Here is a 24,720-nt window from a genome sequence, read left to right on the forward strand (position 1 = left end):
TTATTTTTTTTAAATAATATATAAAAAGAATCGATTGAGTAAAAATGATTTTACCTAATCGATTCTTTTTTTGGCTGAGAATTATGTCCCAGCCCCTTGTAATCTATAAATGTTATTGATTTGCATATAAAAAACCGTGCACCTTCGCGTTGTATATGCATCATAAACGTTACCAAAGTCGATAGCTAAATCTCGGCTACCCCACGGCACATATGAGAATCCACTTAATGCTGCTTCCGTCAGGACCTGACATGGTTCATGGGTTCATATTGCATGGGACCGAAATCTTCAAACACCTCGTGCTTTGGGCAGACTTCACAAATACACATCCGCAACAAAGGAATTCAGCCTCGCATAAAGCGGTTTTCGAGAATAGGGAACCGCTACCTCCCCGCTTAGCACGGTAAAATTAATATTACTATATCCTATTATGCAAATGCAAGCCCTAACTTACATTAACTTTGACAAACCATTGAACAGAACACCTATCCACTTACCCTATATTTTATGACGGCGTGAAAAATCCATAAATTTAAACTCTGTTGCGATATGTTTCGAGATATTATACTGGAACTTCGTCGTATCTTTGAGGTGTACAATACCACGTACTGTCGCCGTATATTCTGGTGTCATCGCCCCAAATGCTTCACGCTCAATTTGTCCAAATGGTTCAAACGTAATGGATTTACTGGAAAAACTAATTTCAAATCCTTTCACATTCTCAATATAATCATAGAGAGATTCTTGGACGATGGCTTCTGTTAAATCAGGAAACATGTCGGCACGCACATAATCTTCATCGATAATTTTAGTGACGCCTTCAACTTGACGATAACGTATAAAATGCCATAATGGCGTGTCCATTGAAATTTTCAATGCTTGTTTGACATGTGGCACGTCTTTTGCAACGATGCGCTCGAACGTATGGACAACGGTTTGATGTTGTAAATTCATATATTTTTTAACTTCTTTAAAGCTCATTAAATCCGCAAACGGAAACTCTGTCACACCTTGATAAATGACGACAGATCCTTTTCCTCGAATCTTTTGAATCATGCCTTCAGATACGAGCATATTCAAACTTTTACGCACTGTTTCACGTGACACGTTGTAGTTTTCTACCAGCTGATGTTCAGACGGCAATCGTTCACCATAACGGTAATCGCCCTCTAATATTGCGCGTCGCATATTTTCGTAAATCAGTTTGAATTTGTTTTGTTTCATTGTCGTCCTCGCCTCTTATTCATTTTCTTTTGCGATCACAATCGCACTATAGCCACCAATGTCATTTTTATTTATCGTACCATTTTGTATCACAATATGACCATCTAAATTTATATCATCAGGCAGCGTCACTGTATCACCAGTCATATTGGCAACAATGAGCCACACTTCACCTTTATAATGACGTTCGTAAATAAATAGCGCCTGATGTGACATGTGTTTTGGTACGATATTGCCATATGTGATAATGTCATGATCATGTCGTAAACGAATAAGGTCTCGGTACGTATAAAAGATGGAATTTTCATCCGCTAAAGCCGCTTCAACATTAATTGTCGGGTAATGATGTGCCACTTCAATCCATGGCGTGCCCGATGTAAATCCTGCATGAGCTGAAGCATCCCATTGCATAGGCGTTCTCGAATTATCCCGTGATTTCTGACCTAAAATTGTCAAAATGTCAGATTCTGCCATTCCCTTATCTTTCATCATTTGATATGCATTTAAAGACTCCACATCGCGGTATTGTTTGATTGATGTAAAGTGCGGGTTGGTCATACCGATTTCTTCCCCTTGGTAAATATAAGGCGTTCCTTGCAGCATATGCAGCACTATCGCAAGCGTTTTGGCACTTTTTTGTCGTAGCGCCTCGTTCGCATCACTACCAAAGCGTGAGACAACGCGAGGTTGATCATGATTACACCAAAATATCGCATTCCAACCGCCACCATCATATATGCCACGTTGCCAATCCATTAAGATAGACTTTAATTGGTATAAATCAAATGATTGATCCGTCCATTTTTCACCATTTTTGTAATCGACCTTTAAATGATGAAAGTTAAACACGCTACTTAGTTCTTGACGATCTTCACGTGTGTATTGAATACAACGATCTAACGTCGTTGATGACATTTCCCCCACCGTCATTAATCCTTTATCTCCAAAAGTATTGCGATTTAATTCATGTAAATAATCATGCACCCGGGGTCCATCAGTATAAAATTCTTTTCCAATCGCTTCAGAATCTTTAAATTCACCTTTAGAAATTAAGTTGATAACGTCAAAACGAAAACCATCCACACCTAAATCAATCGAATGATTTACGATATCAAACACTTCTTGTCGCACTTTAGGATTATCCCAATTTAAATCCGCTTGTGTAACATCAAATAAATGTAAGTAATATTCATCAGATGTCGAATCATACGCCCAGGCATTACCGCCAAACTTAGATTCCCAATTGGTAGGAGGGCCATCTTCTGAAGATTTGAAAAAATAGTAATCACGATATGGACTCGTTTTAGACTTCAATGCTTCTTGAAACCATCGATGTTCTGTTGACGTATGATTGACAACAATATCCAACATGATTTTTATATTTCGATCATGTGCTTCTTGTATGAGCGTTTTTAAATCTGCTTCATTACCAAAATGCTTATTAATTTGATAATAATCTCGAATATCATAGCCGTTATCGTTCATTGGCGAATCATATATCGGCGTTAGCCATATATAATCCACACCCAAAAACGCTAGATAATCTAACTTTTCAGTAATACCTTGTAAATCCCCTTCACCATTGCCTGTTGTATCATTAAAAGATTTTACATAAATTTGATACACAACCGATTTCTTCCAATCTCGTTGTACCAATGTGATCCCACCTTAAACTTAAAGATTTTCATCTACCATTTTTTTCGTTTTCTCACGACTAAATCGAGATAAAACGATTGTTAATATACAAGGGACAATCATTGAAACGACTGTAGCTATCGCGTATACTCCCCAAAACTGTTGTTTAATGGATAAAATGGCAGGAACACCGCCAACACCAACACTACCAATGACACCTGATGCCCCAATGAAAGCACCTACGCACATAGATGTTAAAATCGCCGCAATAAATGGATATTTTAATGGTAAGTTCACACCAAACATTGCTGGCTCTGTCACACCTAAAAACCCTGAAATCCCTGATGTTGCTGCCAAACTTTGTTCTTTCTCAAGCTTACGTTTCTTATAGACATACCATGCGCCAAACGCCGCAGAACCTTGTGCGATATTGGACATAGCCACAATCGGCCATAAATATGTGCCACCTATACTACTTCCCATCAGTTGGAAGTCCACTGCTAAAAACATATGATGTAATCCTGTAATGACTAATGGTGCATATAATAAGCCATAAATCGCACCACCAAGCCATCCTGCGTTTTGGAATAAAGTGGCATCGTCAAAACGTTGTTTATACCTAACAGTAAACCTGCTGTTACAATCGCAGGCAAAATCGGTATAAAAATATCCCCTAACAATTTGATTAAGCGCTGGATTGGATTCCCCTTTTTCGCAGCCATCGCTTTAGCTTCATCTTTCGACGCTTCTGTAGTTCCTGTTTCATTAACTAACACTTTGTATGCTTCATCTACAGTGCCTGGACCAATAACGATTTGGTATTGATTATCTGCCTTAAATTGACCTTTCACAAGCGGATTTGCAGCTAATTTGTCTTTGTTCACTTTACTATCATCTTCTAATACTAAGCGTAAGCGTGTCACACAATGTGTAGCGGTTTGTAAATTGTCTTTACCGCCAATGGCATCGATAATGTCACGCACATCTGATACTTTTACAGCCATCCCATACACTCCCTATTTTTTGACTTGTCTATACAAATTATATGTTGTATAGACAAGTTTTGTAAAGGCTTTCATAAATCTTTATGCAAATGTCCATAAAATAAATAACGTCCCTCATACTTAGCGCATCAATTAGGCATAATGAACGACGTCATTTTTAATTCAACTACTTTTTTATACTTTGTTCATTTAAACACTTTCGTTTTGACTCATAGCGACGTCACCTTTTTAACATTTAGTTAGTTTAAAAGGCGACTTCAATCACACATTTTTCAACAACGTAAAAAAGCCAAATGTTCAAATCGCGTTAAACATTTGGCTTTTATATCTATTAGTCTTGGATTTTACTTATAATGGCGGAGGAAGAGGGATTCGAACCCCCGCGAGCCGTTAAGCCCCTGTCGGTTTTCAAGACCGATCCCTTCAGCCGGACTTGGGTATTCCTCCGTGTTACGAGCACATAAAATATAATATTATAGCCCGCACACAATGTCAACAAAAATTTTACAAAAATTAAACAAAAGTTTTGCGCTTTAGATGTTCATGGACAGAAACAGCGACTTCACGCCCTTCTTTAATTGCCCAAACGACTAAACTTTGCCCACGACGTGCATCACCAGCCGCGAAATATTTAGCTTGATTCGTTTTATAGTCTTGCGTATTCGCAACAATCTTTTGGCGATTCACTTTAAGGTCAAGCGCTTGTGTAATTTGAGACGTTACCCCTTCAAAACCAATCGCCAATAACACAAGGTCAGCTGGAATTAAAATTTCACGATCATCTCCCACAAGCGAGCCATCTGCTTGATCTCGTTGTACTTGCGCATAAATGCCACGTACATGGAACATATCATCAATGTCAAAACGCATGGTTTGAATCCCGTACGCGCGTGGTTCCACACCAAATTTCGCTTCATATTCTTGATGCGCATAATCTTTTTTCAAAACAGGTTCAGGAAATGGCCAACTATAGTTCATTTCAAAACGCTCAGGCTTTTTGGCTTTACGATTAAATTGAACGACCGATTTGCATCCATCACGTAATGCCGTTGCAACACAGTCAGCTCCTGTGTCACCATCACCAATAACGACCACATTTTTCCCTTTAGCAGAAATGGTTTGTTGTGACGTTTCTCCAAGTAACAATTGTGTCTGTTCAGTTAAATAATCCATCGCAAAATGAATCCCTAACCCCATACGTCCTTCTAAAGGTAAGTCTCTTGGTTTTTCAGCACCGGTACACACGACAACCGCATCATACGTACGATCCAACTCCGATTTTGTCAAATCTTTTCCCACTTCAAGATTACAATGGAAACGAATGCCTGCTGCTTTCATCAAATCAATGCGTCGAAATACAACATCTTTACCCAATTTAATATTGGGGATGCCATATGTCAATAAGCCCCCTGGTTGTGCTTGTTTTTCAAAGATATCTACCGAATATCCTAACGCATTTAATTCTTCAGCCGCTGCCAATCCAGCAGGACCACTCCCAATAATGGCTACTTTTTGGTCGATACGTGCGTGTGGCACGCGTGGCTTTACCCAATCATTTTCAAAAGCTTCATCTATAATGGTACGTTCGATCCCCTTTATGGCCACAGCATCTCGATTGATTTTCATCACACATGAGGCTTCACAAGGTGCAGGACACACGTAGCCAGTAAAATCTGGAAAGTTGTTTGTTTCTGACAAGCGCTCATACGCCGTTTTGAAATCACCGCGATATACTAAATCATTCCATTCTGGTATATAATTGCCTAGCGGACAACCGAGCGTTTCACGTTCAATTTGAACACCAGTTTGACAGAACGGTGTGCCGCAGTCCATACATCGTGCCCCTTGTTGTTGTGCATCCCCATTTGTAAATCGAGACTGATACGGTTCAAAATTCGCAATTCGGTCCGTCAAAGGCAACTCATCAAGCTTTCGTTTTGGATATTTCATAAATCCTTTAAATTCACCCATTATAAGACCTCCTTTAGTAAACCGAAATCGTCGTATCTAAACTTGATACAGCGAAATCAGATTGATCATTAAACGCCGACAACAAGGCTTCTTGACGGCCTTGATTTTGTTCATAATGATAAATCTTTTGCATCATACGTTTATAATCTTTCGGAATCACTTTAATACAATTTGCGAGCTGTGCCTCAAAATTTTCTAAAATACGTTGCGCTTTTGTACTTTGCGTATACGTTACATGATTGGCTAACATTTGCTTCAACATTTCGGCTTCTTTAGCATCCGTTACAGCATCAAAATCTAATGTATTTAACGCATGTGCCGCTTTAAACGCCCCAACATCTGAAGGGAAAATGTAGCTCACACCACCACTCATCCCTTGACCGAAGTTTTTACCGACGTCTCCTAATATCACAACACGTCCACCAGTCATATATTCTAATCCGTGATCTCCAAAACCTTCGACCACAACATTCACGCCACTATTACGGATGCAAAAACGTTCACCTGCACGGCCGTTAATATATGCACTTCCGCTCGTTGCGCCATAAAAACATACGTTACCAACGATAATGTCACGTTCGCGCGCTTCATTAGGCGCATTCACGACGATTTGTCCACCAGATAGACCTTTACCGACATAATCGTTTGCATCTCCGGTGTGATGTAACGCAAGCCCTTGCGGAATCCATGCACCTAAGCTTTGACCCGCATGACCTGTTGTATACACGTTAATCGTATTAGGTTCAAGCCCTTTTAAACCGTGTTGTTGTGTTATCTCACTCCCTGTAATGACACCGACATTACGTTGTTCATTACCTATTGTGAACGTACCGCTAAAAGGTACACCACGCTCAATAGCTTGACGCGTTGCAGGTAAAAGTTCAGTAAGATCAAATCCATGCTCTAGTCCGTGTTGTTGTTCGATAGACTTCGTACGGTCCCCTTCATTTTGATGTAGTAATGCATTTAAATTCAGTTCACGCGCTTTTGGATGCTTACGCGCTTTATAAGAAGGTGTTAATAAATCCGTTCGACCCACAAGTTCATCTACTGAACGTAAACCGAGTTCCGCTAAAATTTCACGTAATTCTTGCGCCACAAAGTGCATGTAATGAACCACATAATCTGCTTTGCCTGTAAAGAGTGCGCGTAAATCTCCATTTTGTGTTGCGATACCGACAGGACACGTATCTTTATGACATACACGCATCATAATACAACCTAGTACTACGAGTGGTGCTGTTGCAAAACCGAACTCTTCTGCACCTAAAGCAGCAGCATAGGCTACATCACGGCCTGTGAGTAACTTACCATCTGTCTCAAGGCGTACGCGTGAACGCAATCCATTGAGCATCAGTGTTTGATGCGTTTCTGCTAATCCTAATTCCCATGGCAATCCAGCATGTTGAATACTCGTTTTAGGGGAAGCTCCTGTACCTCCGTCGTATCCAGAAATCACTATTTTATCTGCAAAAGCTTTCGCCACACCTGCGGCAATCGTACCTACCCCTGATTTTGATACGAGTTTTACCGTAATGTCGGCTTGGCGATTCACATTTTTTAAATCATGAATCAACTGAGCTAAGTCTTCAATAGAATAAATATCATGATGTGGTGGGGGTGAAATTAAACCAATACCTGGTGTTGATCCCCTTACTTCAGCAATCCAAGGATATACTTTTGTCCCCGGAAGTTGTCCCCCTTCGCCTGGTTTAGCGCCTTGTGCAACTTTAATTTGAATTTCTTTAGCATGTTGTAAATAATGACTGGTCACACCAAAGCGACCTGATGCCACTTGTTTAATCGCACTTTTATAATCCGCCCCATCTTCGGACACCGTATAACGTTCAAGTGCTTCGCCACCTTCACCACTATTACTTTTCCCACCTAGACGGTTCATCGCTTCTGCTAATGTTTGATGCGCTTCTTGAGAAATCGAACCATAACTCATCGCCCCTGTTTTAAAACGTTTGACAATCGTTTCCACAGGCTCAACTTCATCTAAATGAATACTTGATTGCGTTTTAAAATCAAACAAGTCTCGCAAATGACTTGCCGTATGATGGTTCGCAACTTCTGAAAACTGCTTAAACTTTTCATAGTCATTGTCGCGACACGCATGTTGTAATAACTGGATAGTCATTGGATTAAATGTGTGATACTGGCCTTGTTGGCGCCATTGGAATGTACTGCCTGGTTGTAAATAAGGCTGGTCAATGGTTTGACGGCGTTTATTTTCAACATCCAAGGTCGCTAATGAAATGCCCGACAGTTTGGACGGTGTTCCTGGGAAATAATGCTCAATCACATCGTCTCCTAAACCAACCGCTTCAAAAATTTGTGCCCCATGATAACTTTGTACCGTGGAGATCCCCATTTTCGCCATCACTTTTATAAGTCCTTCTGAAAAAATCGTATTCAGTTGCGCCACATTAGACGCAACGTCCCCTTGTATCCGGTTGTTTTCAGTTAAATCGGCAATCGTTTTTTGCGCTAAATACGGTACGACTGCATTTGCTCCGTAGCCTACAAGACAAGCTAAATGGTGAACTTCACGCATTTCTCCAGACATCGCAACGATACTGGTTTGCATACGAAGGTCATGGCGAATAAGTAATTGATGAATATGACTGACCGCAAGTAACATTGGCATCGCAAATTGCGTTGCCTCGCTCACAGATTTGTCTTCTAAAACGACGACTTCTACCCCTTGTTGTACTGCTTCAATCACAGCTTTCCCCAAATTGTTTAACGCCTCTTTTAAGTTTTCTGTGTATCCCGTTGAAAAATAAGCCGTTTTTAACGCATATGATGCAATATGTTGCAATTGATGTTCTGTTAACACAGGGTGTTTTAATTGCACTCGCTTCAGTGCATCTGGTCCTGGTTTAAGTACGTTGCCTTCCCCACCTAAATATGTGAGCTCACTCGTGACGATTTTTTCACGGTAGGCATCAATAGGCGGATTGGTTACTTGCGCAAAAAGTTGCTTAAAGTAATTAAATAGAGACTCCGGTTGTTCATTTAATACAGCAAGTGGCGCATCATACCCCATAGCACCAATCGGGTCTTTTCCACCCGTTATTAACTCAGTTAAATATTTATCAATATCTTCTTTCGTGTAACCAAAGCGTTGTTGCATTCGAAACACAGTTTCATCAGACACATTTAACCCTTGATATGGGATGTGGTCTATATCGAGAATAATACGTTCATCTGATAACCATTGTGCGTAGGGTTGTTGAGATGCAATGGTTTGTTTCAACGCTTCGTTTCCGATGACTTGATGTTCATTAAAATCAACAAGCAATAATTTCCCTGGATTTAATTGTCCTTTATACGCCACTTCTGTCTCATCAACATCTACGACACCGACTTCAGACGAGAAAATAATTTCGTTATTTGTTGTAATCGTATAACGCCCTGGACGCAAGCCATTTCGGTCTGTTAACGCACCGAGTTTATCCCCATCACAAAACGAAATCATCGTCGGTCCATCCCACGGTTCCATGAGATAACTATAAAATTCATAAAAGGCACGCACATTGGGATCATTGCTCTCGTTGTACAACCACGGCTCTGGAATAAGCAACATCGCTGCTTGTTCTGGAGGCATCGCTAAACTTAAAAATTCAAGGGCATTATCAACGATGGCCGAGTCACTGCCAGATTCATCCAAGATGCGATGCACTTTATGCGCATCTGTACCAAATACCGTTTGAATTAAACGTTTTTGACGGGCACGCATCCAGTTCACATTACCTTGAATTGTATTAATTTCCCCATTATGCATTAACAAACGATTCGGATGTGCCCGCTCCCAGCTCGGAAACGTATTCGTACTAAAGCGTGAATGTACTGATCCGAATTTTGAAACATACGTCGCTTGTTGTAAGTCGACATATAAGACTTTAATCTGATCTGAACGCAGCCATCCTTTATATACAATGGTACGTCGAGACAAACTCGTAAAATAGATACCTATTTTTTCTTTACTACTATAATGTTCAATTTGTTTACGCGCGAGATAAAGTGCACGATCAAAATGTTTCGCTGAGCGATTGACCACGAACAGTTGTTGAATGGTAGGCATCGTTTTGGCAACGTGTGGTGCCAGACAAGTGACATCTACCGGAACATCTCGGTAACCGAGAAGCGCCAACCCCTCCCCTTCAAAAATACGGGCAATTTTAGGGTGGTGCTTAGATTGAGAAATGTCTTCGTTAGCGAAATACATACCCACTGCATAATCCCCTTCTTGGGGTAAATCCAGTGCCACCACCGACTTGAAATACGCATATGGAATTTCAGTCATTATGCCAGCACCGTCACCAGTAATACCGTCTGCACCAATGCCTCCACGATGATCAAGTCGACGCAGCATTTCTAATGATTTTTCCACAATATGGTGCGAACGTTTATTATCCATATTGGCATAAAAGCCAATGCCACACGCGTCATGCTCTTCACGCGCATCATAGAGTCCATTTTGAGCATACGATAAATTGTTAGACATTTCTGACACCTCTCTTCAGTAATACAATCAACTATATAGATACTCATTTATCACATCAATATATAATTGAGATGAAATCCATCTCGTTTTGAGATAATATGGATATAAATGGGGGGAGAACGTTGGAACTAAAACAATTAAAGTATTTTGTAGAAGTTGCTAAAAGAGAACATATATCTGAAGCCGCTTTAGAATTGAATGTCGCGCAATCAGCCATTAGCCGTCACATTAGTAATTTAGAAAGCGAATTAGGTACTGCTTTATTCCACCGTAAAGGGCGCAATGTATATTTAACGACCGAAGGGAAACATCTACTTAATGCTGCGCGTCCTATTTTAGAACAAGTGGATCAAACATTAGACTATTTTCAAATGCAACAAGAGATCCGTTCAAGTACAGTGATGTTGGGATATATAGATGGTGCCGTTGGCCAAATTTTACCGCAAGTGTTAGATAAAATTGAAACTGAGATGGCAATCTCCATCATTCCTACCTTACTTAAAGCACAAGACATCAAAACGGCTTTAGTCAGCAATGAAATTGATATTGCCATCACCAATGAAGGGATTGCAGATGCGCAATTTGAGCACCACCCACTATTTGAAGAAACGTACGTTTTATACGGTCCACCACATCATCCATTAATGACCGTCCCGAATCCACCGATGTCACATATTTTAAAACATCAACTTTACATTCATGAACCCGTATCCGAAGACTTTAAAAACTATCTACACACCCATGCAGTACATCCCGTTTATCAATGTAAAGTAACACAATTCGCACGCTTTATCTTACAACGTGAAAAGGGCTTTGTCGTTGCACCATCTTATATAAATCTATATAGTCATACTCATCAATGGTCTAAAATCTCATTATCACATACCGATATGCGAAAGACGGTGTCACTCGTATATCGTAAAGACTATGCACACGCGGACCATTTGAAAATGATTAACATGCTTATCTCACACTTACAACAACATGCAACTTATCATTAAAAGGAGACATTTATGACACGATTTCAATCGCATCGCTCATTTTTGTTGACGTTATTGATTACAGTGATTTTAGCAATAGCCGTCATTGTATTCACATGTTTTAACGCACGCTTTTATTCGACTCCGATTGGAAAAGTCACTGAAGTCGTCAAACATCATAAAGAAACGTCAATCGATGAACATAAAAATAAAGACATTAAGTATACAGATACGCTACATATTGAATTACTAAACACGAAAGATGAAGGTAAAACGATTACCGTCCATCACCCGTACAATCAATCTAAAACAGAAGAACAAGCCTATCATCCTGGAGACAAAGTGTTGCTCCATCTCGGTAAACACGCACACGACCATTATATTCAAGAGAAAAAACGGGATACGCTTGTCGCAACGTTATTGAGTGTATTTGCCATCGCATTATTAATTGTAGGGCACCGCGTTGGTGTACAATCCATTTTATCAATCGTATTAAATACGATAGCAATATTATCAGCAATCGCACTCTATAATGCATATACTCATCTTAATTTATTTATGCTCATGAGTATTGCTGTACTCATCGCAACCGCGATAACACTCTGGCTCGTTATTGGATGGACGAAACGTACCATAGTAACAATCATTAGTACGTTACTCGGCACCTGGCTTTCGGTCGGCTTGTCATGGGTAGTGATTATGTTGACGCACGCAGAAGGTATTAAATATGAAACGATGAGTTTTTTAACATTGCCACCCCATCTCATCTTTTTAGCATCTGTGATGGTAGGTTCACTCGGTGCAGTCATGGATGTAGCCATTACGATATCGAGTGGTATGTATGAAATTATGCAACGCTCCCCACATATTTCACGTAAACGCTGGATTTTAGCGGGACGTAATATTGGTAGTGATATTATGGGGACCATGACGAACATATTGCTATTTTCATATTTAGCGGGCGGTCTCCCACTATTGCTTCTATATTTAAAAAATGCAAATACACTCACATACAGTATTTCCATGAACTGGTCTTTAGAAATTGCACGTGCGATTACAGGTGGCATCGGCATTGTGTTAACGATTCCGATTACCATTGCACTGATGCAACTGTGGCATTTTTGGGAAAGAGGTGACCGCACATGAACGCAGTCGTCGTTTTAGCGCTGATTTTATTTTTATTAATGTTGATATTTGGCGGTAAATCGGGCGCTATCGCTTTCGGTACATTATTTTTAAATTTTATATTGCTCGTCATCGCAATTATAATGATGATTTTTGGTATACCTATTTATATCGTAACGCTAATTTTTTGTATTATCGTAGCAGCGATAAACTTATTCGCACTCAATAGTTTTAACATTAAAACTTTCGCAGCGTTTATCGCAAGCATTGTCACAACCGTCATTATGCTTGCAGCGATATATTTATCGATTCATTTCGGACATCTACAAGGTTTCACCCAAGAAGAACAAGATGAGACGTATATTTTTTCAATGAATATCGGTATTGATATGGAACAATTCATGATTTTCGTCGTGATTCTTGCAGTGATTGCGGCAGTAATTGACTTAGCAATTACCATCAGTTCACCAATGTATGAACTTCATGAAACAAATCCATCACTTTCTTCACGCGCATTATTTGAATCTGGAATGCGTGTTGGCCGTGAAATTTTGGCAACTTCTGCCAATACCATTTATTTAGCTTTTATTGGTGGTTCAATGACACTCGTATTCTGGTTTTTTAATTTACACTATCACTTTGGGCATCTCATTAATGCCAAACTATTCGTCCAAGAACTGATAACCATCGTTCTTGGTGGTATTGCCATCGCCATATGTATACCAATAACTGCTGCAATTACTGCTTGGCTCATTCACAATCATCACCGATTACCTATTTCATTTAATAGCCGTACATGAGATGACGCCATTAGGGTAAAAGAACATGGAGGTGAATGTCATGACGCATATACACATACGCGGCGCACGTCAAAACAATTTAAAAAATATTCACGTAGCGATTCCAAAACATCAACTCACAGTTGTTACTGGTCGCTCAGGGTCAGGTAAATCCTCTCTCATTTTTAGTACCATTGCGGCTGAATCTGAGCGCTTATTAAACGAAACGTACTCTAGCTACATCCAACATCAATTAACACACTATGATAAACCAGATGTAGACCAAATTGAAAACTTGCCCGTAGCCATGATTATTAATCAAAAGCGACTTGGCGGTAATTCACGATCAACCGTGGGAACGATTTCTGACATTTATGCCTCCGTTCGCTTATTATGGTCACGGATTGGCGAACCATTTGTAGGTTATTCGGATGTCTTTTCCTTTAATAACCCAAATGGAATGTGTGAAACTTGCCAAGGATTAGGCTATGTTGAAGACATTGATTTAAATGAGTTATTAGATTATGAAAAATCGCTCAATGAAGGCGCGATTAACTTCCCATCATTTAAACCGGACAGCTGGCGAGGAAAACGTTATCGCTATTCAGGTCTTTTTGATAACGACAAAAAATTAAAAGATTATACAGAAGAAGAAATGCACACTTTCTTATATACAGAGCCGACTACACTTAAAAATCCGCCTTCCAACTGGCCAAGAACAGCCAAGTTCGAAGGTTTAATCCATCGGTTCCGACGCTCATTTTTGATTAATGACAATTTTGAGAAGAAACGATTTTTAAAAGACGTACAACGTGTTGTCACCACACATCAATGTCCTACATGTAACGGACAACGGCTAAATCAGAAAGTACTTCGTTGTAAAATCAATGGTATGAACATCGCAGAATTTACTGCATTAACCATAGAAGAAACCATTCCATTTTTAAAAACGATTCAAAGCGATAAAGCTGCATTTATCATCCAACCTTTATTGACACAACTTGAAGCGCTCAATGATATTGGATTGAATTATTTAACACTTGGGCGTGAAACGACAACCCTTTCAGGGGGTGAATCCCAGCGCATCAAACTGATTCGTCATTTAAATAGCCCGCTTACCGATTTAGTCTATATCATTGATGAGCCAAGTGTTGGATTGCACCCTGAAGACATTGAAAAGATTAATCAAATTATGTTAAACATACGTGATAAAGGCAACAGTGTCATCATCGTTGAACATGATCCCGATGTTATTAAAATCGCTGATCATGTCATAGATATCGGACCGGGCGCTGGCAAAAATGGTGGCAATGTTACCTTTGAAGGCACATATCGTGACTTATTAAAATCCGATACTGACACAGGACGTGCATTAACACGCCATCATCAATTAAAAACGCATACACCGACCCATTACAAGGATTGGTATACGTTAAATCACATCTCACGTAATAATTTAAATGACGTCTCAGTTAAAATACCGAAACAGGCGCTCACGGTGCTCACTGGTGTCGCAGGTTCTGGTAAAAGCTCTTTAATCAAAGCTGGGTTTGAAAGAGAGCCAAATGCCATATTTATTGATCAAAACCCTGTACATGCGTCTAACCGGTCGAACTTGCTCACCTATATGGATGTCTTTGATGAAGTACGCGACTTTTTTAGTAAAGCAACGGGTCTAAAAAAAGGTATGTTTAGTTATAATTCAGAAGGTGCATGTCCCAATTGTAATGGTAAAGGCGTGCTCAAAACCGAACTCGCATTTATGCCTGATTTTTCACAAGTATGTGAAGTGTGCGGTGGGACACGCTATAAGCAAGAGGTCTTAGATGCCAAAGTGGAAGGTAAGTCAATTGCGGATGTTTTAGCTCTAACGGTCGAAGAAGCGATCACCCTGTTTGAAAAAGAACCAACAATTGCGTCTCGCCTTAAAGCTCTACAATCTACAGGCCTTTATTACATGACGCTAGGTCAATCATTAGATACACTTTCGGGCGGTGAAATGCAGCGGGTTAAATTAAGCCGTTATTTAACAGAAAAAATGTCCAATCACGTGTTTATTTTTGACGAACCTACAACCGGCTTACATGAAGACGATATTCCAATTTTACAGTCTCGATTTGAACAATTGATCAAAGACGGCAATACAGTCATTCTGATTGAACACAATTTAACAATGATGACGCAAGCGGATTGGCTCATTGATGTAGGGCCGGGGGCTGGCACGCAAGGCGGACATATTTTATATAGTAGTCCTCCACACGACCTCTTTCATATTCAAAACTCTGTCACCGCAAAACATCTCGCACGTTATATTGAATAAGTACCGCTCAAACCAAACGAATAGCCTTCAAAATTTATCGAGTGATAAATTTTGAAGGCTATTTTTTAACTCTAAGACGTATTTATTTATATATACTAAATACGCGTTATTTCGCTTTAATAACGATTGAATTACCAGGATAAAATGCCACTTCAGTTGTTTTAGTATTGTACACTTCACCTTTTTTCACATGATGTTCAATCGATGTCGTACTATTTTTAATATGATTAATACGTAATGTAAGATTTACTAATTTATTGTTGTGATCAAAACCAACAATGACACCGTTTTTTTCAAAGAACGTTAAGTCTTTTTTACCATAATATTTTTTGAAATCAGAACCTAACGCTTTAAAAACATCAGCTTTCGTTGATTGACCCACTTTTAATCCATTAAATATAAATTGATCGGCCTTTAAACCAGCATAAAAGTTTTTATCTTCTAATGCGTTATTATTCGGTATATTAAATTGTCCATTATACGTATAATAAGGTGTTTGGGGTTGCGTTGAAGCCGCTTGTGCCTCCGTACTATGACTCACAGCACTAGTCGCACCTACGATCATGCCAACAGATAACCCAGTTGCTAATAAAGTTTTTGAGATGTTTTTCATTATTTGATACTCCTTGTTCTCTTTATAATATTAAGTTGTTATAAAAACATTCCCTTATTATTATGTGATTTATTCTAACAAAATGATATGAAAATATCATTCATTTTACCATCATAAATTGGATGTATGTGGGTATACTACTAGAGACGGATTTCCGTTACAGATGACATTCCATTTTGAAATGTTATACTATTACAAAGACTATGTTAGCGTAAGGAGAATGATTATGTCTAAAAAAGATAATTCAACATTAAGTGCCGTTTCATTCGTACTTTCAAGTGCAACTGTTGCCATTGACTCATACAATGAATCGAACTTTAAAAACAAAAATAAACAATTAAGCTATTTATCGTTAGGTATTGGGGTTGGCGATATGTTGCTTGATTTTTATCTTACATTCGGTGCAAAAAGTAGTATTGCCAAGGCTTGGTCACTACTCTCATTAGGTCGCCAATTAAAATCATCATTAGAACGTTATAAAACAATTAAAGCATCTTAAATACAACATGCGCTTAAAGCCTTCAAAATTCACACTAAGAATTTTGAAGGCTGTTTTAGTATATTACTGTTTTAAATATTAATATCGTATAAATACACACCAACCAAACATGTAGGAGTATATGGTCCCGCGTGCAGTTTAAAAGTGAAACGCAAAAAACGATGAGTCCTTCTAACGTAGAAACATCCACGTCGTTGAGACTCACCGTGATATTGATCAATTAATGAATATATTTAAATTGCGCTACGCTATAAGCAGGAATCGTACGATATGTGAGAATACCTGGGCTCGCACTATAGTTCATTTCTGAAACTAAAATACTGCCGTCTGCGTTCACACGCTCAACGTATGCAACGTGACCATAGAAGCCAATATCTGTTTGTAAAATTGAACCCACTGCTGGACGATTGTTGATTGTATAGCCATCACGTGCGGCATTGTCATCCCAAGCGTTCGCATTCCACCAGTACGTACTGATGCCTTTACCAGCTGCCAAACGTTTATTAAACACGTGCCAAGTACATTGACCCCAGTCGTATAAATTTGAATGATTAAATACTGGAGAATAATAGCCAGGTGTCGATGGTTGGCTTGGTGTAGAAGGCGTTGATGCTGAACCACTTACTTTTAGTGTCTGTCCTGGGAAAATTAAGAATGACGTTAAACCATTCAATGCCATAATATTTTGATACGTTGTACCATAACGCGCTGCGATTAAAGACAATGAATCCCCCGCTTGAACTGTATACGTTGTCGAACCTGAAGTTGACGGACTTGATGGTCGACGTGGCGGTGTTGATGGACGTGATGGTGTCGTCGCACTGCCGCTTACTTTTAACGTTTGTCCTGGGTAAATCAAAGTGCTTGTTAAACCATTTAAACGCATAATGTTCGTATAAGATGTACCGTAACGTGCTGCGATTGAAGAAAGTGTATCCCCGCTACGTACCGTGTACGTAGAACCTGAACTTGAACCGCCAGTATTCGTTACTCGAGATGTGTTAGATGACGTTCTGCCACCTGAAACTTTTAAAACTTGATCTGGGAAAATTAAATTTGAAGTTAAACCGTTGTAAGACTTAAGTTGAGCGATAGTAATGTTAAATTGATTGGCAATAGACCATAACGAATCGCCAGCTTGTACACGATACGTTGCAGCATCAGCATCGTGAGCAGCGATAGCAGATACAGCCGATGTCCCAATCACCGCTGCGATTATTTTTTTACGCACGCGCTTCCCCTCCTAAATAGTGAAATAAGTTTACTTTTACTGATATACAAATTTATTATACACAGACCTTTGCGAAAAACATATATCCGTTATATAACATTCTTATTACAAATATTCCCACCTAATTTACGTTTGAAATGAGTGTTGCCACTTCGATTTATATTTTTAAAGGGTTTAACGGCATTTTCTTTAGACATAAATTAAGCATATCTTGTAACAATTGAAATATTACAGAATATTTAAGATATCACACCCTTTATTGCGTTATCTCTAGTAACTATGTTGTAATCATTCATACCCTTTGACCAACGTCACTATCATACAAATACAAAAACGCCTTCAACATTCCTTTATAACAGAATATTGAAGGCAGTGTTTTTATTTATAATATGCATCCTACTTAGGCATCTAGCGCTTGTTTTAAATCTGCTACTAAGTCAGCAGTATCTTCAATTCCAAGTGATAATCGAACCAGGCCATCGGCAATGCCTTCTTTCGCACGCACTTCTGCTGGAATCGATGCATGCGTCATTAGGCTTGGCACTGAAATTAAACTTTCAACAGCCCCTAAACTTTCAGCTAATGTAAAGTATTGTGTTTGCGTTACTAGTTTTTTAGCAGTTTCCACATCCTTCACTTCAAACGACACGATACCTGGCATTCCGTCTGCTTGTTTTTGATGAATGTCTCTGTTCAAGTGACCTTCTATACTTGGATGATAGACCTTCACTACGGCGTCATGTTGTTTTAACATCTCCACAATAGCTAAAGCGTTACGTTCAATTTGTTCCAAACGTAATCCTAATGTTTTCATCCCACGAACGAGTAAATAACTGTCCTGTGGACCGAGAACGCCTCCTGTTGAATTTTGTATAAAACCAATTTGTTCTGCAAGTGTCGTACCATTCACGACCACAAGGCCCGCAACAACATCACTGTGGCCACCTAAATATTTGGTAGCTGAGTGTACCACGATATCTGCTCCAAGTGTTAACGGCGTTTGATAGTACGGCGTCATAAAGGTATTATCAACCACAGTAATTAAGCCATGTTGTTTCCCTAATTGACTGACCGCTTCAATATCCGTCACGCGTAATAACGGATTCGATGGTGTTTCAATAAATACCATTTTCGTATTATCCTTAATTTTAGAAGACACGTCATCAATATTTGTCGTATTCACAAAATCAAATTCAATCCCATAACGGTTGAACACTTTCGTCATAACACGATACGTGCCACCATATACGTCAGACCCAACAATAATATGGTCTCCTTGCTCCAACAACATGATGACTGCGCTAATCGCTGCCATACCTGAACCAAACGCAAAACCATGCGATCCATGTTCAAGTGCTGCAATCGCGGATTCTAAAGACGTACGTGTTGGATTCGCAGAACGTGAATATTCATATCCTTGTCGCAACTCACCGATCGCATCTTGTTCATAAGTACTTGTTTGATAAATCGGCGTTGTTACCGCTCCCGTATATGGATCTGTCGTATGACCACCATGAATCAATAACGTTTTTTTATGCATTTTCTATTCCTCCATACGTAAAAATATTTTTAGACATATATCGGTCACTACCATCTGGAAAGACGACGACAATTTTCCCCTTTTGTAGTCGCTTAGCAGTTTGAAGTGCCCCTTCTAATGCAGCACCTGACGAACTACCGACAAGTAAACCTTCATAACGTGCCAAATCTTTCACATGCTGAAATGCTTTTGTATCAGATACGACTTCTACCTGATCAATCCACGCTCGATTCAAAAATGTCGGCCACGTTTCTACGCCGATGCCCTCCGTATCATGTTTGTCTTTGGCTTGTCCGCTTAATATAGAGCCTTGAGGTTCTACTACAACGCAACGAATACCTTGAGAGACAAAGCGCTCTGCTACTCCTGAGAAGGTCCCACCTGACCCTGCACCTGCAACAAAATAGTCCACATCAGGAACTTCATTTAAAATTTCTGACGCTAAAGTATATTGGTATGCCTTAGGATTTTCAACTGTTTCAAATTGATTCGTATAATAGGCATGATGTTGTTTTGCATATGCTTGTGCAGCATGTCTTGCGCCCGTCATCCCATCTTTATTCGGCGTGCGATAAATTGTAGCACCTAATGCACGCATGACAGTCATTTTTTCTTCCGCAAACCCTTCAGGTGCGAAAATCACACATTGCACCTCGTATGGTTTCGCTGCCATTAACAATCCAATACCTGTATTACCAGCGGTCGCTTCGACCACTGTGCCCCCTTTATGTAATGTCCCTTTGTTTAACGCCTGTTCAATAAGATGTTTGCCTAATCGATCCTTTATACTTCCTCCTGGATTGAACATTTCCAATTTCGCATAAATTTGTACATCATTCGTACTATAATTTGATAAACGCACAAGCGGTGTGTGTCCTATTAAGTCTAATACTTTAGTTGTCATATCGCTCCATCCCTAATCCTTAGTTTACAAATATGAATTATAGTATATGGAATGCATCAATTCAATTAATCTCAATTATTTCAATTATATTCAAATAATTCAGATAATATAGAACGTAAATTTACGTTATACTAAAAATAAAAAAGAGGTGTCACAAATTGAACATTGTTTCTAAAGAGCGTTTACACACTCAAGATATAAAATCACTTTTTAACTTATACGCCTCTGTAGGTTGGCATGGGCATACATCTGAAAAAATCACTGCCATTTATAAGAAAAGTACACATATTGTTTTGGCATATAAAGAAGACAGCTTAATCGGTTGCGGACGCGCTTTGTCCGATGGTGTATTCAATGCTGCCATTTATGACATCGTGGTGCATCCTCACTATCATCGCCAAGGTATCGGTCATCACATTGTTACACAATTAATGCAAGATATAGGTGATGTTTCATGTATTCATTTAATTAGTACGCTTGGTAATGAAGCTTTTTACACGCAATGCGGTTTTAGAAAACTAAAGACCGGTATGGCTATTTATCAAAATCCTAAATTAGCGACGCAATACTTAGAATAGAGGTGAATTCATTGATTGATGTTGAAACAAATTTAGGTACTATCTATGGGGAAACGCATTCAAAGTATGATGTATTTAAAGGGATTCCTTATGCTATGCCTCCATTAGGTGACTTGCGCTATCAAACATCCCGACCGTATTCTTATCACTTAGATGGGTTTGAAGCTACGGACTTGAGTGCCGTCCCTATCCAACCTCCTAACAGCTTAGAATCTTTTTTCAACCTTAGAGCACAACATTATTCGCAACACGAAGATTGTTTAACGCTTAATATTTGGCGACCACAGGGGACAACGCAAAGCGATCGCTTGCCTGTAATTGTGTATGTTTATGGCGGTAGTTTTGTAAACGGTCATAGCTCACTTGACATGTACCACCCTCATCACCTTGTAGCACAGCACAATGTTATTGTCGTTACGTTTAATTACCGTGTCGGTGCATTAGGCTTTTTAAACTGGTCTGAAATCAATACCAAATGGGATAACAATTTAGGTTTATCTGATCAACAGTGTGCTTTTCAATGGGTACATGACCACATCGCCTTTTTTGGTGGTGATCCCCATTGTGTGACCGCAATGGGGCAGTCTGCAGGCGCAATGAGTATACAAGCTCTACTATGCCATCCTGTATCGCGACCACTTATCCATCGTGCCGTTTTATTAAGTGGTGCCTTACAGTGGATGACATATGACACTTCGACTTTAAAAGCCCAAGAATTTCAAGCGTTAAAACAGACTCACTTCCCTTCAATACCATGGCCATCTCTGACATCCAATCAAATTTTAACGCTCATGGCGCATCACCAAATGATGTATGGAAAATCAAAAGGACTTGAATGCTTATACGCACCTATTAAAACAGAAGCATTTGATAACAGTTTTGAACATTTAAGACTGCCGGTATACATCGTTCATACGGAATCTGAAGGAGATATTTATATTAAATCAGAAAAACACACGTTAGACCCCAAGCAATTTCAAAAAGTAGCCGAACGAAATGGTTTAGACGTCCCGCATCCTTCGCACATTCAAACCGCAGCGCAACAACGCAATTGGATTACCACACATTACTTTCATCGTCCTATTCGTGCACTTACAAAAGCGCTGTCCGCATCTACCAAGACATGGACTGCAACATTTGCATGGTCTCGTCACGATCATCCAGATTATGCCACAAGCTATCATATCCTCGATGTACCATTTTGGTTTGGTCAACTTGAAATATTAGCTGCACACGGTTTGACACTACGGCCTCATGATTTCTATGTATGCCAAAACATGATGAAAGATTTAACCACTTTCGCCCAAACAGGCAGTTTACCTTGGAGTGACCATAAAATATATCAGTAAATCTCGGTACATAAAAAGCCATCAATATTCATTTTTATAAATGAACGTTGATGGCTTTTGCGATATCGAATTTGTGCGCGTTGGACTGATTAAAATCTTTCATGCCACTATAATAGTTGCATAATAAAGACAGCTAAGATTACGAAAGGTAATATATACTTCACCAAAAAGTACCACGGATAAATGAATTTAAATCGGTCAGGACCGAACCCTTCTTGTAACGCTTTAAAATCAATGACATAACCAACGACAAGTGTTGTCGCTAAGGCACCAAGCGGCATTAACAGGTTAGAAACTAAAAAGTCCATATTATCAAAGATGGTCCCTGCCCCAAATGTCACTTGACTGAGCGTACCAAAAGACAACATCGCTGGAATGCTGATGACAAACACTGCGATACTAAAAATCAAAGCCACTTTACGACGTTTGCGGTTATCATTCCGCGTAAAGTTTGACACGTTCAATTCTAAAAGTGAAATGGAAGACGTTAGTGCTGCGAATAAAAATAAAATTAAGAACGCAAAATAAAACCATGCGCCAAACTGCATACTTTCAAATACGAGTGGCAACACTTTGAACAATAAGCCAGGCCCTTCTTCCGGTTTATATCCAAATGCTTGTAATGCAGGGAAGATAGCTAAACCGGCTAGAATTGAAATGACAATGTTCATCACGACAATCGTTAGTGCAGATGTTTTAATCGTCATCGCTTTAGGCGCATAACTCGCATACGTAATCATCCCAGTTGTCCCTAGTGAGAGTGCGAAAAAGGATTGACCCAATGCGAACAACATCGATTCCATCGTTATATCTTCAACACGCGGTTGTAATAAATAACGCACACCATTCATAGCACCATCTAATGACAACGCTTTTACAACGATGATAATTAAAAAGATAAACAATAAAGGCATCATGATTTTCGATGCTTTTTCAAGTCCCTTTTCAACTCCTAACATCACGATGATACATGTTAAACCGATAAATATAAATTGACCGAATAACGTATAAACGGGATTACTAATAATCGTTTCAAAATGAATATCACGTAAAGATGACGGTAAGATGTGTAATAATTGAAGTAAAACAATACCAATATAAATGATAATCCATCCGCCGATAACACTGTAAAATCCAAATAATACAAAAACAGCTAAATTCCCGTTCCATCCAATGACATTGAGCCATTTTTTTTCAGTTAATTTACCGTAAATTTCAGTCGTATACGTACGCCCAAGCTTTCCAACTGTAAATTCCATAACCAGTAATGGCAAACCAACAAGTATTGTAAAAATTAAAAACATCAATAAAAAAGCCCCGCCCCCATACATACCTGCCATGTATGGAAATTTCCACATTGCGCCAAGCCCAATCGCTGATCCAGCGCTTGCGAGGATAAATCCCGTAGATGTTTTCCACTGTGACTGTTGAGACACAGAACGACCTCCCTTTCACTTTAAAGCGGTGAAGTTTTAAAAACGAATTGTTGAAAATATACCATAATATAACGCATTTATCAATCTCTTGTGTCACATTTTTTAGTCTAGTGATGATTGCTGTCACACTTTGTTAAAATATCATTTAATTTTAAATCCAAAAATGAACGGTCTAAGCGTGGAGGCACTTAGACCGTTAACGGAATAGGTTATTGTAGGAATTTTTCAATGTAAAACGCAGACTCTTCGATTGAGCGATATTCAGTATTTATGACTGTCGCATTCAATCGTTTAAAAACTTCCTCGGCATAAGCGAGTTCTTTTTTAATACGTTCGAGATCGTTGTAGTTGGCTTTTCCTTTCATGCCCAATACTTTCACGCGTTCTGTGCGGATATTCATGATGTATTGAGGGCTTGCAGTTAAACCAAATACTTTCAAGTTACGATGTTTAAACACATCTTCTGGAATGCCCACTTCTGGAACGAGTGGGATATTCGCAATTTTATACCCTTTATTGGCTAAGTACATGCTGAGTGGGGTTTTGGATGTACGTGACACCCCAACAATCAGCGCATCCGCTTCTCCGATGTCCGTAAAATGTTTGCCGTCATCGTACTTCACGGAATATTCGATCGCATCGATACGTTTAAAATAATCATCATCGAGCTTACGAATGCGTCCTGTTTCTTTCGCAGGTTCTAATTGGGTTTTGTCTTCGATTAATGCCATGAGGGGCGACATATAATCGACATAAGGAATACCATGCGCTTTCGCATACGCTTGACCCGCTGCGTTATATTCTTCTGTCACAAGCGTTGTGACCACGATGGCACCTTTAGTTTCTGCTAATTTTAGGACATTCAGTAACTCTTCTTCATTTTTTATAAATGAAAATTTCTTCACTTCGATTTGGGTTAAATCTGGAAACTGACTAATGACCGCATGAATCATGCGTTGTGCCGTTTCTCCAATGGAATCCGACACAACAAAAATGGTAAGTTGTTTTTGCGTCAC

Annotated in this window: 17 protein-coding genes, 1 tRNA gene, 1 other RNA gene and 1 pseudogene; 7 read left to right on the forward strand and 13 right to left on the reverse strand. The window is 39.3% G+C overall.

Features of this window, described 5'->3' with window-relative positions:
* Positions 1–134: 134 nt before the first annotated feature.
* The 7 genes and pseudogenes from ffs to gltB form a co-directional block, all read right to left on the reverse strand.
* Positions 135–404, reverse strand: an RNA gene (gene ffs, locus CD172_RS07275) — signal recognition particle sRNA large type.
* Positions 405–498: 94 nt separating this feature from the next.
* Positions 499–1,224, reverse strand: coding sequence for a trehalose operon repressor (treR, locus tag CD172_RS07280; protein WP_037564920.1), 726 nt, complete (start codon positions 1,222–1,224; stop codon positions 499–501).
* Positions 1,225–1,239: 15 nt separating this feature from the next.
* On the reverse strand, positions 1,240–2,880 hold the full coding sequence (locus CD172_RS07285) for an alpha,alpha-phosphotrehalase (RefSeq protein WP_103345937.1): 1,641 nt from the start codon (positions 2,878–2,880) through the stop codon (positions 1,240–1,242).
* Between the two features lie 18 nt (positions 2,881–2,898).
* Positions 2,899–3,863: pseudogene (locus CD172_RS12980) on the reverse strand (glucose PTS transporter subunit EIIB).
* A gap of 354 nt (positions 3,864–4,217) precedes the next feature.
* A tRNA-Ser gene (locus tag CD172_RS07295) sits at positions 4,218–4,310 on the reverse strand.
* A 66-nt stretch (positions 4,311–4,376) separates the two neighbouring features.
* Positions 4,377–5,834 (reverse strand): glutamate synthase subunit beta, encoded by a 1,458-nt coding sequence (locus CD172_RS07300; protein WP_103345938.1) that lies wholly within the window; start codon positions 5,832–5,834, stop codon positions 4,377–4,379.
* Positions 5,835–5,847: 13 nt separating this feature from the next.
* Positions 5,848–10,350, reverse strand: a complete 4,503-nt coding sequence (gene gltB, locus CD172_RS07305; RefSeq protein ID WP_103345939.1) for a glutamate synthase large subunit — start codon at positions 10,348–10,350, stop codon at positions 5,848–5,850.
* A 122-nt stretch (positions 10,351–10,472) separates the two neighbouring features.
* Between gltB and gltC the strand changes: the two genes are divergently transcribed.
* From gltC to CD172_RS07325, 4 genes are read left to right on the forward strand one after another with little or no spacing between them, the layout of a single operon-like run.
* On the forward strand, positions 10,473–11,351 hold the full coding sequence (gene gltC, locus CD172_RS07310; RefSeq protein WP_103345940.1) for a glutamate biosynthesis transcriptional regulator GltC: 879 nt from the start codon (positions 10,473–10,475) through the stop codon (positions 11,349–11,351).
* A 12-nt stretch (positions 11,352–11,363) separates the two neighbouring features.
* Positions 11,364–12,476, forward strand: coding sequence for a YibE/F family protein (locus CD172_RS07315; protein ID WP_103345941.1), 1,113 nt, complete (start codon positions 11,364–11,366; stop codon positions 12,474–12,476).
* Positions 12,473–13,255, forward strand: a complete 783-nt coding sequence (locus CD172_RS07320) for a YibE/F family protein (protein ID WP_037564933.1) — start codon at positions 12,473–12,475, stop codon at positions 13,253–13,255. The genes CD172_RS07315 and CD172_RS07320 overlap by 4 nt, the downstream gene beginning before the upstream one ends.
* Positions 13,256–13,295: 40 nt before the next feature.
* A complete protein-coding gene (locus CD172_RS07325; protein WP_103345942.1) occupies positions 13,296–15,554 on the forward strand; it encodes an ATP-binding cassette domain-containing protein in 2,259 nt (752 codons plus the stop codon).
* Positions 15,555–15,660: 106 nt separating this feature from the next.
* On the opposite strand, the gene isaB is transcribed toward CD172_RS07325, so the two are convergent.
* A complete protein-coding gene (gene isaB, locus CD172_RS07330; RefSeq protein ID WP_037564937.1) occupies positions 15,661–16,167 on the reverse strand; it encodes an immunodominant staphylococcal antigen IsaB family protein in 507 nt (168 codons plus the stop codon).
* Positions 16,168–16,393: 226 nt separating this feature from the next.
* Between isaB and CD172_RS07335 the strand changes: the two genes are divergently transcribed.
* Entirely contained in the window at positions 16,394–16,666 is a 273-nt protein-coding gene (locus tag CD172_RS07335; protein WP_037564939.1) for a hypothetical protein, read from the forward strand.
* A 220-nt stretch (positions 16,667–16,886) separates the two neighbouring features.
* Here the strand turns inward: CD172_RS07335 and CD172_RS07340 are convergent, their stop codons facing one another.
* The 3 genes from CD172_RS07340 to CD172_RS07350 form a co-directional block, all read right to left on the reverse strand.
* Positions 16,887–17,897: a LysM peptidoglycan-binding domain-containing protein gene (locus tag CD172_RS07340; protein ID WP_103345943.1), complete on the reverse strand. Its 1,011-nt coding sequence runs from the start codon at positions 17,895–17,897 to the stop codon at positions 16,887–16,889.
* A gap of 400 nt (positions 17,898–18,297) precedes the next feature.
* Positions 18,298–19,437 (reverse strand): bifunctional cystathionine gamma-lyase/homocysteine desulfhydrase, encoded by a 1,140-nt coding sequence (locus CD172_RS07345; protein ID WP_103345944.1) that lies wholly within the window; start codon positions 19,435–19,437, stop codon positions 18,298–18,300.
* Positions 19,430–20,341: a PLP-dependent cysteine synthase family protein gene (locus CD172_RS07350; protein WP_103345945.1), complete on the reverse strand. Its 912-nt coding sequence runs from the start codon at positions 20,339–20,341 to the stop codon at positions 19,430–19,432. Before CD172_RS07350 ends, CD172_RS07345 begins: the two co-directional genes overlap by 8 nt.
* Before the next feature lie 158 nt (positions 20,342–20,499).
* Here CD172_RS07350 and CD172_RS07355 point away from each other — a divergent pair, with 158 nt between their 5' ends.
* Together CD172_RS07355 and CD172_RS07360 are read left to right on the forward strand one after the other, a co-directional pair.
* Positions 20,500–20,919, forward strand: a complete 420-nt coding sequence (locus CD172_RS07355) for a GNAT family N-acetyltransferase (protein WP_103345946.1) — start codon at positions 20,500–20,502, stop codon at positions 20,917–20,919.
* A gap of 11 nt (positions 20,920–20,930) precedes the next feature.
* Positions 20,931–22,268, forward strand: a complete 1,338-nt coding sequence (locus CD172_RS07360; protein ID WP_225906167.1) for a carboxylesterase family protein — start codon at positions 20,931–20,933, stop codon at positions 22,266–22,268.
* 107 nt (positions 22,269–22,375) lie between these two features.
* Here the strand turns inward: CD172_RS07360 and CD172_RS07365 are convergent, their stop codons facing one another.
* Together CD172_RS07365 and CD172_RS07370 are read right to left on the reverse strand one after the other, a co-directional pair.
* Positions 22,376–23,704: a sodium-dependent transporter gene (locus tag CD172_RS07365; protein WP_103345947.1), complete on the reverse strand. Its 1,329-nt coding sequence runs from the start codon at positions 23,702–23,704 to the stop codon at positions 22,376–22,378.
* 209 nt (positions 23,705–23,913) lie between these two features.
* Entirely contained in the window at positions 23,914–24,720 is an 807-nt protein-coding gene (locus CD172_RS07370; RefSeq protein WP_086375134.1) for a pyruvate, water dikinase regulatory protein, read from the reverse strand.

Source organism: Staphylococcus agnetis, assembly GCF_002901865.1.
GTDB lineage: Bacteria > Bacillota > Bacilli > Staphylococcales > Staphylococcaceae > Staphylococcus > Staphylococcus agnetis.

Coding starts and splice junctions, on each gene's coding strand:
- CD172_RS07335 (WP_037564939.1), top strand. CDS start 16,394: ATGTCTAAAAAAGATAATTCAACATTAAGTGCCGTTTCATTCGTACTT.
- CD172_RS07350 (WP_103345945.1), bottom strand. CDS start 20,341: ATGACAACTAAAGTATTAGACTTAATAGGACACACACCGCTTGTGCGT.
- isaB (WP_037564937.1), bottom strand. CDS start 16,167: ATGAAAAACATCTCAAAAACTTTATTAGCAACTGGGTTATCTGTTGGC.
- CD172_RS07325 (WP_103345942.1), top strand. CDS start 13,296: ATGACGCATATACACATACGCGGCGCACGTCAAAACAATTTAAAAAAT.
- CD172_RS07315 (WP_103345941.1), top strand. CDS start 11,364: ATGACACGATTTCAATCGCATCGCTCATTTTTGTTGACGTTATTGATT.
- CD172_RS07345 (WP_103345944.1), bottom strand. CDS start 19,437: ATGCATAAAAAAACGTTATTGATTCATGGTGGTCATACGACAGATCCA.
- CD172_RS07300 (WP_103345938.1), bottom strand. CDS start 5,834: ATGGGTGAATTTAAAGGATTTATGAAATATCCAAAACGAAAGCTTGAT.
- gltB (WP_103345939.1), bottom strand. CDS start 10,350: ATGTCTAACAATTTATCGTATGCTCAAAATGGACTCTATGATGCGCGT.
- treR (WP_037564920.1), bottom strand. CDS start 1,224: ATGAAACAAAACAAATTCAAACTGATTTACGAAAATATGCGACGCGCA.
- CD172_RS07320 (WP_037564933.1), top strand. CDS start 12,473: ATGAACGCAGTCGTCGTTTTAGCGCTGATTTTATTTTTATTAATGTTG.